The organism is Spiroplasma endosymbiont of Clivina fossor, assembly GCF_964031115.1.
In the GTDB taxonomy this organism is placed as follows: domain Bacteria; phylum Bacillota_I; class Bacilli_A; order Mycoplasmatales; family Nriv7; genus Nriv7.
The window spans coordinates 1508061-1522639 of the sequence record NZ_OZ035006.1 but is presented as its reverse complement, the minus strand read 5'-3'; the positions used below and the strand labels follow the sequence as shown (position 1 = coordinate 1522639).

At 25.6% G+C, this 14579-nt stretch carries 15 protein-coding genes and 2 pseudogenes; 6 read left to right on the top strand and 11 right to left on the bottom strand.

All coding sequences use genetic code 4. The annotated features are described in order from the left end of the window. Positions 1–3 precede the first annotated feature (3 nt). Entirely contained in the window at positions 4–396 is a 393-nt protein-coding gene (locus AAHM82_RS09170) for a transposase family protein (RefSeq protein WP_342263426.1), read from the bottom strand. 52 nt (positions 397–448) lie between these two features. Next, positions 449–739, bottom strand: coding sequence for a UPF0236 family transposase-like protein (locus AAHM82_RS09165; RefSeq protein WP_342263728.1), 291 nt, complete (start codon positions 737–739; stop codon positions 449–451). A 240-nt stretch (positions 740–979) separates the two neighbouring features. On the opposite strand from AAHM82_RS09165, the gene AAHM82_RS09160 reads away from it, so the two are divergent. After that, on the top strand, positions 980–2962 hold the full coding sequence (locus AAHM82_RS09160; RefSeq protein ID WP_342263727.1) for a PQQ-binding-like beta-propeller repeat protein: 1983 nt from the start codon (positions 980–982) through the stop codon (positions 2960–2962). 140 nt (positions 2963–3102) lie between these two features. Further along, positions 3103–4323, top strand: coding sequence for an IS256 family transposase (locus AAHM82_RS09155; RefSeq protein ID WP_342263726.1), 1221 nt, complete (start codon positions 3103–3105; stop codon positions 4321–4323). Between the two features lie 31 nt (positions 4324–4354). Here AAHM82_RS09155 and AAHM82_RS09150 read toward each other — a convergent pair whose 3' ends face one another. Further along, positions 4355–4627, bottom strand: a complete 273-nt coding sequence (locus AAHM82_RS09150; RefSeq protein ID WP_342263371.1) for an IS1/IS1595 family N-terminal zinc-binding domain-containing protein — start codon at positions 4625–4627, stop codon at positions 4355–4357. Positions 4628–4756: 129 nt separating this feature from the next. Between AAHM82_RS09150 and AAHM82_RS09145 the strand changes: the two genes are divergently transcribed. Together AAHM82_RS09145 and AAHM82_RS09140 are read left to right on the top strand one after the other, a co-directional pair. Continuing rightward, positions 4757–5374 (top strand): hypothetical protein, encoded by a 618-nt coding sequence (locus tag AAHM82_RS09145; RefSeq protein ID WP_342263725.1) that lies wholly within the window; start codon positions 4757–4759, stop codon positions 5372–5374. Beyond that, entirely contained in the window at positions 5322–5726 is a 405-nt protein-coding gene (locus tag AAHM82_RS09140) for an integrase core domain-containing protein (protein ID WP_342263724.1), read from the top strand. The genes AAHM82_RS09145 and AAHM82_RS09140 overlap by 53 nt, the downstream gene beginning before the upstream one ends. Positions 5727–5916: 190 nt before the next feature. On the opposite strand, the gene AAHM82_RS09135 is transcribed toward AAHM82_RS09140, so the two are convergent. The 7 genes and pseudogenes from AAHM82_RS09135 to AAHM82_RS09105 all read right to left on the bottom strand — a co-directional run. Next, a complete protein-coding gene (locus AAHM82_RS09135; RefSeq protein ID WP_425288974.1) occupies positions 5917–6876 on the bottom strand; it encodes an IS1/IS1595 family N-terminal zinc-binding domain-containing protein in 960 nt (319 codons plus the stop codon). Between the two features lie 76 nt (positions 6877–6952). Continuing rightward, positions 6953–7309, bottom strand: a pseudogene (locus AAHM82_RS14370) (transposase); the annotation flags it as partial. A gap of 151 nt (positions 7310–7460) precedes the next feature. Beyond that, on the bottom strand, positions 7461–8165 hold the full coding sequence (gene rnc, locus AAHM82_RS09125) for a ribonuclease III (protein WP_342263722.1): 705 nt from the start codon (positions 8163–8165) through the stop codon (positions 7461–7463). 6 nt (positions 8166–8171) lie between these two features. After that, positions 8172–9188 (bottom strand): phosphate acyltransferase PlsX, encoded by a 1017-nt coding sequence (plsX, locus tag AAHM82_RS09120; protein WP_342263721.1) that lies wholly within the window; start codon positions 9186–9188, stop codon positions 8172–8174. A 33-nt stretch (positions 9189–9221) separates the two neighbouring features. After that, complete coding sequence (locus AAHM82_RS09115; protein ID WP_342263720.1) at positions 9222–10850, bottom strand: DAK2 domain-containing protein; 1629 nt, start codon at positions 10848–10850, stop codon at positions 9222–9224. Between the two features lie 38 nt (positions 10851–10888). Further along, positions 10889–11209 (bottom strand): hypothetical protein, encoded by a 321-nt coding sequence (locus tag AAHM82_RS09110; RefSeq protein WP_342263719.1) that lies wholly within the window; start codon positions 11207–11209, stop codon positions 10889–10891. Between the two features lie 77 nt (positions 11210–11286). Continuing rightward, positions 11287–12118, bottom strand: a pseudogene (locus tag AAHM82_RS09105) (ABC transporter ATP-binding protein); the annotation flags it as partial. Between the two features lie 529 nt (positions 12119–12647). On the opposite strand from AAHM82_RS09105, the gene AAHM82_RS09100 reads away from it, so the two are divergent. Then, positions 12648–12974 (top strand): hypothetical protein, encoded by a 327-nt coding sequence (locus AAHM82_RS09100; protein ID WP_342263463.1) that lies wholly within the window; start codon positions 12648–12650, stop codon positions 12972–12974. A 2-nt stretch (positions 12975–12976) separates the two neighbouring features. Beyond that, complete coding sequence (locus AAHM82_RS09095) at positions 12977–13198, top strand: hypothetical protein (RefSeq protein WP_342263464.1); 222 nt, start codon at positions 12977–12979, stop codon at positions 13196–13198. 57 nt (positions 13199–13255) lie between these two features. Here AAHM82_RS09095 and AAHM82_RS09090 read toward each other — a convergent pair whose 3' ends face one another. Then, positions 13256–14476 (bottom strand): IS256 family transposase, encoded by a 1221-nt coding sequence (locus AAHM82_RS09090; RefSeq protein WP_342263365.1) that lies wholly within the window; start codon positions 14474–14476, stop codon positions 13256–13258. Positions 14477–14579 lie beyond the last annotated feature (103 nt).

The following is a 14579-nucleotide window of genomic DNA, read 5'->3' as shown; positions in this document are numbered from 1 at the left end:
ATTTTAGTTTTTTTTAATTCTTTCAATTGGAATTTCTGTAGCATCAATTGCTAATAAATTATTAGTAGTACCCTTATTTTCTAATAATATCTTTTTGCCAGGTATATGAAAGTGACTATTTTTTATTAGAGTATTTTCAACTCAAAAGATATTACGAATACAACTAACATGACTAATATTATATTTTTTTGCAATAATACGATATGTACTATATTCTTTTCAGTATTCTAAAGTCATAAGTAATCTTTGCTCTATTGATAATTTATTTGGTCTACCACCAATTTGTTTTTGTTTAGCTTCACCTTCTTTTAAAATTTCTACCATTTTCATGAAAGTTTTATATTTTATGCCTATTAAACTATAAAATTCGTTTTCGTCTTTGTATTTATCTAACATTTGTACTTCACCTAGGAAATAATATTATCAAAATAGTAGATAAAATTAAAGGTTATGTACCAAGTCTATATTCAAATTTACCTGATTTTTGATTTCAATATTTATATCGGCGTCGTTTAAAAGTAACATCACCAAAAATTGTAATAATTGTTCTTCAAGCAAAATGAACTACTTTATAACCTTGTTTTAACCGATAATGATATAAATATAAGTATTCATCCAATTTTTCGTATTCATTAGCTAATTGTTCACATTTGTTAGTGTACATATTTTTATGGGTTGCGAATAAACTGAATCAATGCTTGTTTCCTAAGGTTTTTACATTATTATTAATTTCTAACATAAAAAATCGCCTTTCTTGGTAGTAATTTTAACAAAGTTAAATTTCGTTAGTTTATTTTTCTGTTTTAATGATAATTTTTTTAGAATTAGTATTTAATAACCTGAAAAAATGATAAAAATTCTTATTTTAATAAGTTATAATCAATTTGTATTAATTAGACTCTAAAAATTTAAGGAAGGATGTTGATTGTTTGGTAAATTTTATTAATTAGTAAAAATTCACAAAAGGGATTTAATTAATATGAAAAAATTACTTAGTTTATTAAGTACAATAACAATATCAAGTGGTGGAATGGCTGGAATCGTTGCCAATAATCCTTATCAAAAACAAGAGCAATTAGAAAATATAAATGATAAAAGACAAAAACGAAGCAATAATGAAAATATAAATAGAGTAAAAATTGTTATTACAGCAAAAGAGCAAATTGAATCTTCTGGGGTAGTATTTAATAATAAAGTATATTTTGGTTCACATGATCATAATGTTTATGAATATGATCCAGTAACCAAAGAACAAAAAACTGTTATTAAAACAAATGGACAAGTTATTACTTCTGGTGTAGTATTTAATAATAAACTATATTTTGGTTCGTCAGATAAAAATGTTTATGAATATAATCCTGCCACAGGACAACAAAAAACTGTTATTAAAACAAATAGATGAATTGATTCTTCTGGTGTAGTATTTAATACTAAACTATATTTTGGTTCGTCAGATAAAAATGTTTATGAATATAATCCTGCAACAAAACAACAAAAAATTGTTTTTAAAACAAATGGAGAAATTCTTTCTAAAGGAATTATTTTAAATAATAATTTATATTTTGGCTCATGAGATAAAAATGTTTATGAATATGATCCAGTAACAGAACAACAAAAAACTATTATTAGAACAAAAGGGCGAGTTCAAACTTCTGGGGTAGTATTTAATAATAAAATATATTTTGGTTCACATGATCATAATGTTTATGAATATGATCCAGTAACAGAACAACAAAAAATCGTTATTACAGCGAATAATATTATAAGGTCTTCTGGTGTAGTATTTAATAATAAACTATATTTTGGTTCGTCAGATAACAATGTTTATGAATATGATCCGGCCACAGGACAACAAAAAATTGTTATTAAAACAAATGGAGAAGTTATATCTTCTGGTGTGGTTTTAAACAACAAATTATATGTTGGCTCATGAGATAAAAATGTTTATGAATATAGTCAGTATAATTTAAATTCAAATTTGGGACAAATTAATGATAATTCTGATAATGCAATTTTAAATGAATTAAATTATTTAAATCCTGATTTAGATATATCACAATTAGAAATTATTAATAAAACAAATAATTCAGCTATAGTAAAGATAAAAGATAATTTAAATAATAATATAAAAATACATTATTCAATTAATAATCAACAAAATAAAATTATTAATTTAAATGAATTAATTAAAAGAGCAGTATTTTTTAAGTTTCGTGATGAAAACCCTAATTTAAAATTTAAGGAAATAAATTATATTGATACTAATAATTTAAATTTTTCAGATATTGAAATAACAAAAAAAGAAAATTCATTTTTATGATCTAATGTTCCTAAAAATGTATGTTCTGATAGAGAAATCATCAATAAAACTCCAAATATAAGATCATTTAATGTACCTGCTTGTGAATATAATTCGAAATCAAAATTAGTATTTCAAATTACAACAGGATTAACTAAAACAAAACAAGAAAATAAATTAAATGGTTGAAACATAAATGCTGATGATGAAATGAAATTAACAGATTTTACAAATATAAATAATAAAAATTCTGAAATCATTAATGTATTATCAAATGAATTTGATTTATCAAACACAAATAAACAAGAACAAGAAATGATTTTAAGTATTTTTAAGGAACCCGCTGATAAATTTGAACTTAATCCCAATGAAAAATTAAAAATTACTTATCCAGTAAGAATAATTTCATCTAATGTTATATTAAATTTAAAACAAAAAATTACAGGAAATATTACTGCCAAAATAATTGACGATAACAATAAAAAACAAATAGTTACATTATCAATTACAGAAATAATGCAAATTTTACAAAAATATAGTTTATTACCCAATGAAATTACTATAGATAAAAACAATGATAAAATAACATTTAACGGTGAAGCATTTTTTTCATCAGAAAGAGAAGGGCCAGTAAGAACAAATACAGTTACTACTATAGTATAAGGTTTTATAAAAACGATATTAGCTATTTAGAACAATAACTTTAATTAAAACAAGCCCAACAAGTTTAAATTTGAGCCTGTCCAAAATTCTGTGTCTCGATAATTCATTCTGAATTATACTTAAAAGAAGGAGAACAGAAAATGACAAAAAAAATAAAAAAAGAACCTGACGCAATTGATAAAGTTGTTGATTATTTTTTAGAAAATATTGATAATCCACAAGATTTATTTAAAGGCAATACTATTTTTCAGGAATTTACCAAAAAATTAACTGAACGAATGTTAAATACGGAAATTAAAGATTATCTTGAAACTGATGAGAATCATAATAAAAGAAATGGCAACACACAAAAAACCATTATTACTAAAAATGGTTCAATCGCAATTGATGTACCAAGAGATCGAAATAGTACTTTTGAACCAGTAATTATTCCGAAAAGACAAAGATGATTTGATAACTTTGATCAAAAAGTAATTTCTTTATATGCAAGAGGAATGACAATTTCTGATATCAAAGCACAATTGCAAGAATTCTATCACGGAGCAGAAATTTCAGAAAGTTTAATTAGTCAAATAACTGATGATGTTATTGAAGAAGTTAAAATGTGACAAACTAAACCTTTAGAGAAGATTTATCCGATTGTTTATTTTGATTGTATTGTTGTTAAAGTAAAGCAAGATAAACGAATAATAAATAAAGCAGTTTATCTTGCCTTAGGAATTAATTTAGATGGTTTAAAAGATATTTTAGGAATGTGAATTAGCGAGAATGAGGGCGCCAAATTTTGACTTAATAATCTTACGGAAATGAAAAATCGTGGCTTACAAGATATTCTTGTTGCTTGTAGCGATAATTTAACTGGAATGTCTGATGCAATAGAAGCTGTGTTCCCAAAAACACAGCACCAATTATGCATTGTTCATCAAATTCGTAATAGTTTAAAATTTGTCCCTTACAAAGATCGCAAACTTGTAGCTAATGATTTAAAATCAATTTATACAGCAATTAATGAAGAAATAGCGCTAGTTGCTTTAGATCATTTTTCTGAAAAATGAAATAAAAAGTATCCACAAATTACTAAATCATGAAAAAATAACTGAAATAATTTAATAATTTTTCTTGAATATCCTCAAGAATTTAGAAGGATTATTTACACAACTAATGCGATTGAATCTGTTAATAGTCAACTAAGAAAAGTCATTAAGAATAAAAAGATTTTTCCTAATGACGCATCAGTTTTTAAAATATTTTATTTAGCATTTCAAAATATGGTTAAGAAATGAACGATGCCAATTCAAAATTGGGGTAGTGCAATTTCACATTTAATGATAAAATTTGAGGACAGAGTGAATTTAAGTTAATTACTTAAAGACACAGTTAATTGTACAGTCCCTAATAAATAAAATGATTACGAAAAGCGTCAAAACTTGCACGGCAATTTTTACATAAATATTTTTGTTTTCCTTCTGAATTATGTCCATTTTTAACGCAATGGTAAGATTCACATTTAGGGCATTTAATACCTTGCGCTCTAAATTTTTGATCAATTTCATTTAAACGTTTTTGTTTTTTTATTAATTCTGCTTGTTGTTTGACTTTTTCATAAAATTCTAAAAATTGATCATCTGTTAAAGTATTTACTAGTTCTTGAATTATTTTTTCCATAATTATTATCCACCTCTATCATATTAAAATATACCTAAAATTAAGTATATTCAATAAATATCAAGAGTTTTCGACAAAATTAAAAAAAAATGAGTAAGTAAATATCTCAATTTATGTACCAACTTATATATGAATAATACAGATAACATATCTGTAAATAAATTGATTAAAAAATATTTTCGTGGTAGTAAAATGACATTTTATATTTGAGCTAAAAAAATTATTAATGGTTATTATCAAGACAACTTTTATGAATTGCAATTCAAATCAACAACACCAAAAAATATTAAATATCAATTTTCATTAGAAACCAGAAAACAAATTTGTGATTATTACTTTGATTACAAATTTGTAGGTGCGGGCGGTGTATTATCGCTTTATCATAATATTCATCAAAAAAATGTGCATGATATAGATACAAATAATGTCCCCAAATCAATTAATACTTTTTATCGTTGAATTAAACAAGACAAACGCTATGGAGAAATAAAAACGCAAATGAAAAAAGCAAAACGCCATTTTAAGCGTTATGAAGTTTCAGATATTGGACTACTGCAAATGGATGCTAAAGTGTTTACTGATAAAAATTTTCCTATTGCTAAGCATAGATTATATGTTTATGATTTCATTGACGAAATAACAAGAATTGCTTTTGGATATGTGTATGATAGTTTAGGAACCAATAATGCCATTAATGCCATGCAAAGAGCAATGAAAAGATTTTGGCGAACTTGGCATAACAATTAAACGCATTCGCACTGATAATGCTCCGGAATTCACTACTACTAATTGAAGTAATAAAAAAGCATACAAAGTAAAAGAAAGACCTTTTACAACCTTTCTTTCAAAAAATGGAATTATCCATGAAACCACACCAATCCGTTCTCCTCAGAGCAACGGAAAGATTGAACGGTTTCACCGTAATTATAATAGTTTATTTTGGTTTAAAAAATGTGGTTTTGAAATAAAATTTGATGTTAAACAATTACAAATTCATTTGAATGAGTGGTACACATTTTATAATTTCAAACGAAAACATAAAAGCTTGAATTACAAAACTCCATTTGAAACTTTAAATAAATTTATTATTGCAAAATAATTATTTAAAAAATAATAGAAACTCGTGAAAAATGTTTTAATTTGGTTAATTTTGAATTAAATATTTTTTATTGTGAATAAAATTAATTTTTTTTTAATTTTGTCGAAAACTCTTGATAAAATAAAAAAATCATCAACTTGATAATTTTAAAAGGCTTTTATGTAAAATTACTATTTTTACTTTAACTTTTTTATACATTAAAATATAATACCGCTGTTTGTTGGTTTGGAGTTAAACCCTTATGTTGGTATTTTCATTTTCAGAGATTTAAATAATTTTGAATATTAGTAAAACCTAAACCATGATAATGAATTAAGGCTTCTTTAAGACTAGATTGTAATTTACTGATTTTATTTAAGTTACGATAACTAGCTTCAGGATTAATTGTTGTTTTAGTTACACATAAAGTAGAATTTGTTTGTTTTGCTACTAAAAAATATAATTTTTGCATATCAGAAGTAATAATTGAATTTTCGTTAATTAATTCTTTGTTCATATTTTCAATAACTCATTGTTTTTGTAAACGTTTGGTGTTTGTGGATTTAACATAAATATTGTTATTATTATCAATTGCCATTTGAATACAGCATTTAGTATTAGTTGCGAATGGGTCAAGGTGAATTCTTCGTGGATCAGTTTTATATTTGAAATTTCCTTTATGGATTTCTTTAATAAATGTTTCATCGATTTGGATTTTACCAGATAATTTTTTAAATTTTAATTGGGTATTTTCTAATTGTTTTGTTTTCATTAATTTTTGACGATTATATCAAGCAGTTTTTAATGTAGTTTTAATAAAATGAGAAATTGTTTTACTAGATTGCCCCAGCAATGAAATTTGAATCAATAAATTTCATTGTTCATAATTTAAATGACTTCAATAAATAAAATGATTACGAAAAGCGTCAAAACTTGCACGGCAATTTTTACATAAATATTTTTGTTTTCCTTCTGAATTATGTCCATTTTTAACGCAATGGTAAGATTCACATTTAGGGCATTTAATACCTTGCGCTCTAAATTTTTGATCAATTTCATTTAAACGTTTTTGTTTTTTTATTAATTCTGCTTGTTGTTTGACTTTTTCATAAAATTCTAAAAATTGATCATCTGTTAAAGTATTTACTAGTTCTTGAATTATTTTTTCCATAATTATTATCCACCTCTATCATATTAAAAATATACCTAAAATTAAGTATATTCAATAAATATCAAGAGTTTTCGACAAAATTAAAAAATCTTCTTTGTCTTTTCGGAATAATTACTGGTTCAAAAGTACTATTTCGATCTCTTGGTACATCAATTGCGATTGAACCATTTTTAGTAATAATGGTTTTTTGTGTGTTGTCATTTCTTTTATTATGATTCTCATCAGTTTCAAGATGATCTTTAATTTCCGTATTTAACATTCGTTCAGTTAATTTTTTGGTAAATTCCTGAAAAATAGTATTGCCTTTAAATAAATCTTGTGGATTATCAATATTTTCTAAAAAATAATCAACAACTTTATCAATTGCATCAGGTTCTTTTTTTATTTTTTTATTTTTTTTTTTGTCATTTTCTGTTCTTCTTCGTTTAAGTATAATTCAGAATGAATTATCGAGACACAGAATTTTGGACAGGCCCTTATTAAAAAAAATAACAATTAGTAAACTAATTACTTGAAAAAAGTTTTGAAAAAAACTATAAATAATACTTTTAAATAACTTTAACATCTAATTACCTCATTAATTGCTATCTTTTTATTTTAACAACCTTAACTAATTTTAAATAAGCATCTTTTGCAGCTGCTTGCTCAGCTTTACTATGTGAACTACCACTTCCCTTACCAAAAATAATGTCACCACTTTTTACAATAGCAACATATTGATAACTATTTTTATCTTTATGTTCAAAAATAACTTTATACTCAATGGGGTCTTGGCGTTCAGTTTGTAAATATTCTTGTAATAAAGTTTTATAGTCTTTAACTAAATAAATACTTTTATCTTTAATTTTTTTAAATAATGTTTGTATTAAAAATGTATTAACGGCTTGTTGTCCTAAATCTAAATAAATAGCACCAACAATCGCTTCAAAAACATCACCTAAAATACTATCTTTTTCACGACCACTCGTTTGAATTTCGCCTTTACCTAAGCGAATATATTCATTCATCTTATAAAATCTACATACTTGTGCTAAGGTTTCTTCTCTAACAATTTGACTTCGTCAAATTGTTAACTCGCCTTCATTTAAATCATCATTTATTCGATATAAATATAATGTTGTATACATTTGCAACACCGCATCACCTAAAAATTCTAATCGTTGATAATTATAATTTAATTGCTTTTCATTAGCATATGAACTATGAGTCAATGCTTCCTCATATAAATGAATATTTCGTGGTTCTAAATTAAATGTTTTTAACAAAATTTTAATTTCTTCAATAAACATAAATCCTTATTTTCCTTCTTCTTTAACAACATTATTTTTAATTAGTGATAATACATCTTCTAAAAGCGCTTTACGAACTAATTTTAAAGTACTAAAAAATGCTTTAACATCACTACTACCATGCGCTTTAAAAACAATGCCATTAACACCAATTAAAATTGCTCCACCCGTATTTCGATAATCAAAAATTTCTTTAACTTCATTAAATGCTTTTTTCAAACATAATGATGCTAGCTTACGAAAGATATTCTTAGTAAACTGATTTCGTAAAACTTGCAATAAATTCCGTGCCGTTCCTTCAACCGCTTTCAAGGAAATATTACCAGTAAAACCATCAGTTACAACAATATCAATATCACCATTCATAAAATTATTAGGTTCAATATTACCAACAAAATTTAATTGTGAATTGTTACTTAATTTTATATAAGTTTCTTGATGATATTCCTTACCTTTTTTCTCTTCTGTACCAATATTTAATAATGCTACTTTTGGTTGCGATAATTCTCAAATTTTTTGAACATAAATATTTGCCATCATAGCAAATATTTCTAAATCATTACTATCATTTTCAACATTAGCTCCCGCATCAATAAGCACAACTTGCTTATTTTTTATTTTTGTTGGCATAATTGCCATAAAAGCTGGACGACTGACACCAGTTATTTCTTTTAAAATAAAATGATTAGCTGCTAAAAAAGGACCCGTAGCCCCTGCTGTTAATACTGCATCAGCTTCTTTATTAGCAACACATTCAATTGCTTTACTCATTGAATTATCGTTTTTTCTTCTAATATCTAAAATACTATCAGTCATCATTATTTCTTCATTAGCATGTTTAAAACTAATCCGTGATAATAACTTTTCATTTAATTTAGAACCAATTAAATATTCTTTAATTATCAGTTCGTTACCAACTAAAATAATATCAATGTCATTATATTGTTGTAAAAATTTTATGACACCACTTATTAGTGGTTTATGTCCTAAATCTGAGCCCATAACATCTACTGCAATTTTCACAAACTTCACCTCTTTTTAACAATTAAATTATATCTATTCAACACCAAATATGAAAGGATATACTGGTTGTTCACCTTCAACTTTTTCATATTCAACATCAAAGTTTTCATCAATATACTTTTCAATTAGTCGTAAATCTTGACGCTTAGCATCTTCACCAATAAAAATTGTTACCAATTGTGATGATGATTTACTAATCATTTTACTTAGTAATTTTTTTGCTACTAAAACTAAATCTGCTTCTTGAGTATAAATTTTTTTATCTAAAATCCCAAGATAATTTCCTTCTTTCACAGCAGCACCATCAATAGTTGTTGTTCTAACAGCATCAGTAATTCTTGCTGATACAATCTTTTTAATAGCATTTTTCATATCATTAAAATTTTTTTTAGCATTTTTTTCTTCCTTATTAAAACTAAGAATACTAAGCATTCCTTCTGGAATTGAAGTTGTAGGGATAACATAAACATTAGATTTCTTTTCTAGTTTCGCTGCCTGTTGTGCAGTTGAAATAATATTGGAATTATTTGGTAAAATATAAACATCTTTAGCATCAACTAATTCAATCGCTTTTAAAAAATCATCAGTTGATGGGTTCATTGTTTGTCCCCCATTAACTACATACGATGCTTGCAAGTCATTCATAAAATATTTTGCTAAACCTTTACCAGCAGCAACAGTAATAATTGCTCAAGGATTATTTAAACTACGAATTTCTTTAATTTCTGTACTATGCTTTTTTGCTTGTAAACCCATATTTTCAATTTTTACTTTTTGAAAATCACCAAATTGTTGTAAATAAACTAATATTTGCTCTGGCATTAACGAATGAACATGAACTTTAAAAATATCTTGATCTTGAACAACAACGATTGATTTACATCCTTGTTCTTCTAACGAAAAACGAACTTTTTCTAAAGGAAAATTTTTTTGTTTCATTTCACTTAAAATAACAATTGTTTCTGTACAATAACCAAAATTTTCATCATCTAATTTAATAACAACTTCTTTATTATCACTAGCTACTAAATTCTTTTTCTTTTTAATTTCTTTACCTTTTTCTAATGAATAAACCATTCCCTCAATAATTTTAACTAATCCAAACCCACCAGAATCAACAACACCAACTTCTTTTAAAATTGGCAATAAGTCAGGAGTTCGTGCTAATGCATTGTTAGCATTTTCCAAAAACTTATCCATAAAATTTAATGGTAATATTGTTTCCTTAGTTTCAAGTTTAGTATCATCAATAGCAAGTCTAATAACAGTTAAAATTGTTCCTTCAACAGGCTTCATAACTGCTTTATAAGCTACCTGTTTAGCATAAGTTCATGCTTTTAGTAAATCGCTAGTACTGATAAATTCTTCATGAACTAATCCTTTACTAAAACCACGAAAAATTTGGGACAAAATAACTCCTGAATTTCCCCTAGCTCCCATAATCAAACCACGACTAAACACATTTGCTATTTCAGTAATACTAGAAGTTTCATATTTTTTAATTTCTTTAATAGCATTTTCCATTGTTAAATTCATATTTGTTCCCGTATCACCATCTGGAACAGGAAAAACATTTAATTTATCAATTTCTAAATGATAATTATATAAGTTATTAGCAGCACTAATAAGCATGATTTTAAATAATTTTGCATCAATTTTCATTTTATTTCACCCACCTCTTAATAAATATTATTCACTAATTAAATCATCAATGCAAATATCAATTTTAAAATTACTATCAAATTCCATTTGCTTTTCCAATTCATATTTAACACGATGTTGCACTTCTTGTAAAACTTCAAAAATATTAGTATGAATTGAACTAATAATATGAATTTTAACCCCATAATGATTTTGTTCAATTTTTTAACATCAATTGCTGGGGTAATGTCTTTTTCTAAAGCAATGGCATCTTCATTTTCTTTATTTTCACGACTATAAGCAAACGCAACAACACCTGGTGTTATTGATACAACTTGCTTAATAATATGAGCAATTTTATCAACATCAATTAATTTCACTTTATAACCACCATTTTATCCGATTTTTAGATTCATTATCATATAATTTTATAAATCAAAACTTTTAGTTTTTTAAACTAAGCCATTAATCCTGCAGTATATAATGCTTTAAAGCGACCTTCTTGATTTTTTAATGTTTCAACAAAATCACCACTTTGAACAACACCTTTATCTTTTTCTAAAACAAGAATTTCATCTACATCTTTAATCGTTGATAAACGATGCGCAATAATAAAGGTTGTTCTTCCTTTCATTAATTGATTAAGATTTTCTTGAATTTCTTTTTCCACAATATTATCTAAAGAACTTGTTGCTTCATCTAAAATTAAAACTTCAGGATTTTTTAAAAACATTCTTGCAATTACTAATCTTTGTTTTTGACCACCAGATAAAATAAATCCCCGTTCACCTAAAACAGTATCATAACCATTTTTTAAACTAATAATAAAATCATGCAACTCTGCTTTTTTACAAGCAACAATAACTTCTTCTTTAGTAACTTTAAAAATTCCATAACTAATATTTTCAAAGAAAGTACCATAAAAAATTTGGGGTTCTTGTTCAACATAACCAACATGTTGTAAATAAGAAGTTAAATTAATTTTTTTTAAATCTTGATCAGCATTAATGTAAATTGTTCCCATAGAAGGATCATAAAACCTTAATAAATAGTTTAGAAATTGTTGATTTTCCTACTCCCGTTTCACCAACGAAAGCATAAGACTTACCTTGTTCAAAATGATAATTAAATTTATTCAAAATAAGTTGATCACTATTAGGATAATAGAAACTAACATTATCAAAAATAATATTTCCCGTAACAGTCTTCATAATTGGTTGCTCTAAATTACGATTAATTTGTGGTTTTTCATTTAATAATTCATTAATTCTAATTGACGATGTAGATGCATTAGCTAAATTATTAAAAGGGACGCATAAAGTTTTGTTAGGTGGGAAAAGATTTGAATAAGTATTAAGACAGTCAGCAATGATTGTCTTTTTATTTTATAAGATGTTAAAAATTTGTTCTTTGAAAATTAAATACAAGTGAATTAATAATGTTGGTATGTATTAAAGCACGATAAATTGTGGGTGGTCGCCATAACCAAAAGAAGTTTACCAGTTAATAGATAACATCCTATTAACTATAGCAATTTGTTTCGTTTTGCAATAAAAAAATGAATGGGTGGATCTCCTAAAAATATACACGCTATTAAATTAGTTCCAAGGGTAGGATGCGGATGTTAAAGTGTAAAAATTTCTATATAGGGGTATGCTAAGTTTAAAATTATTAAAATCTTTATCTAATTAAAAAACAAAATTCAGTAACAAAGTTTGTTAAACACTTAAATCTGCGATATATAAGTGTTTAAAAAACTAAGTTAACTAACAACTTAGTTAATATAACTTAGTTTATTTATAAGAGAGGTAATTTATTATGAAAAACATTGAAAACATTTTCTTAAATACTAAGAAATATCTCTTAAAAGAAACACAAAACGCAATGCTTATTAAAGCCCCAAAAATTCCGTGATTTAGTGAACAAATCGGTATTTGGTTTCCAAAGCGATTTGTTTATAAAGGAAAATATGAAAATTCAATTTGCATCGGAATAATAAAAGATAGTAAATATCAAGTAATTTCAATTAATCAACAAGAGCAAGAAACCAAGTTAATTAAAGGCCAAGAATTATTAGGCTTCTTCATTGCCGAAAAAGAAAACAACAAAAAAGATATAAATTATAACTATTTTAAAGGAGTTTAAAAATGAATATTGCGATTGGAATAATATTTATTATCATTTGCATAATGCTATTGGCATATTTTGCTTATAAAATTTATGCCAAAATAAAAATGCGAATTAAATATAAAAATGCCATTAAAAGTAATACTGGTAATTTTACAAAAGACGAAAAAGTATTTATTGCTCGCTTTGAAGAATGAGTTAAAGCTCCTAATTCAAAAAACAATAACGCGGATAAAAAATAATGTTTTGAAAAATTATCATGGAATTGGGACTGTACAATTAACTGTGTCTCTAAGTAATTAACTTAAATTCACTCTGTCCTCAAATTTTATCATTAAATGTGAAATTGCACTACCCCAATTTTGAATTGGCATCGTTCATTTCTTAACCATATTTTGAAATGCTAAATAAAATATTTTAAAAACTGATGCGTCATTAGGAAAAATCTTTTTATTCTTAATGACTTTTCTTAATTGACTATTAACAGATTCAATCGCATTAGTTGTGTAAATAATTCTTCTAAATTCCTGAGGATATTCAAGAAAAATTATTAAATTATTTCAGTTATTTTTTCATGATTTAGTAATTTGTGGATACTTTTTATTTCATTTTTCTGAAAAATGATCTAAAGCAATTAACGCTATTTCTTCATTAATTGCTGTATAAATTGATTTTAAATCATTAGCTACAAGTTTGCGATCTTTGTAAGGAACAAATTTTAAACTATTGCGAATTTGATGAACAATGCATAATTGATGCTGTGTTTTTGGGAAAACAGCTTCTATTGCATCAGACATCCCAGTTAAATTATCACTACAAGCAACAAGAATATCTTGTAACCCACGATTTTTCATTTCCGTAAGATTATTAAGTCAAAATTTGGCTCCCTCATTCTCACTAATTCACATTCCTAAAATATCTTTTAAACCATCTAAATTAATTCCTAAGGCAAGATAAACTGCTTTATTTATTATTCGTTTATCTTGCTTTACTTTAACAACAATACAATCAAAATAAACAATCGGATAAATCTTCTCTAAAGGTTTAGTTTGTCACATTTTAACTTCTTCAATAACATCATCAGTTATTTGACTAATTAAACTTTCTGAAATTTCTGCTCCGTGATAGAATTCTTGCAATTGTGCTTTGATATCAGAAATTGTCATTCCTCTTGCATATAAAGAAATTACTTTTTGATCAAAGTTATCAAATCTTCTTTGTCTTTTCGGAATAATTACTGGTTCAAAAGTACTATTTCGATCTCTTGGTACATCAATTGCGATTGAACCATTTTTAGTAATAATGGTTTTTTGTGTGTTGCCATTTCTTTTATTATGATTCTCATCAGTTTCAAGATAATCTTTAATTTCCGTATTTAACATTCGTTCAGTTAATTTTTTGGTAAATTCCTGAAAAATAGTATTGCCTTTAAATAAATCTTGTGGATTATCAATATTTTCTAAAAAATAATCAACAACTTTATCAATTGCGTCAGGTTCTTTTTTTATTTTTTTTGTCATTTTCTGTTCTCCTTCTTTTAAGTATAATTCAGAATGAATTATCGAGACACAGAATTTTGGACAGGCTCATGGAATTCTTAGAACTGTTTGGGTCGCGTTTAGT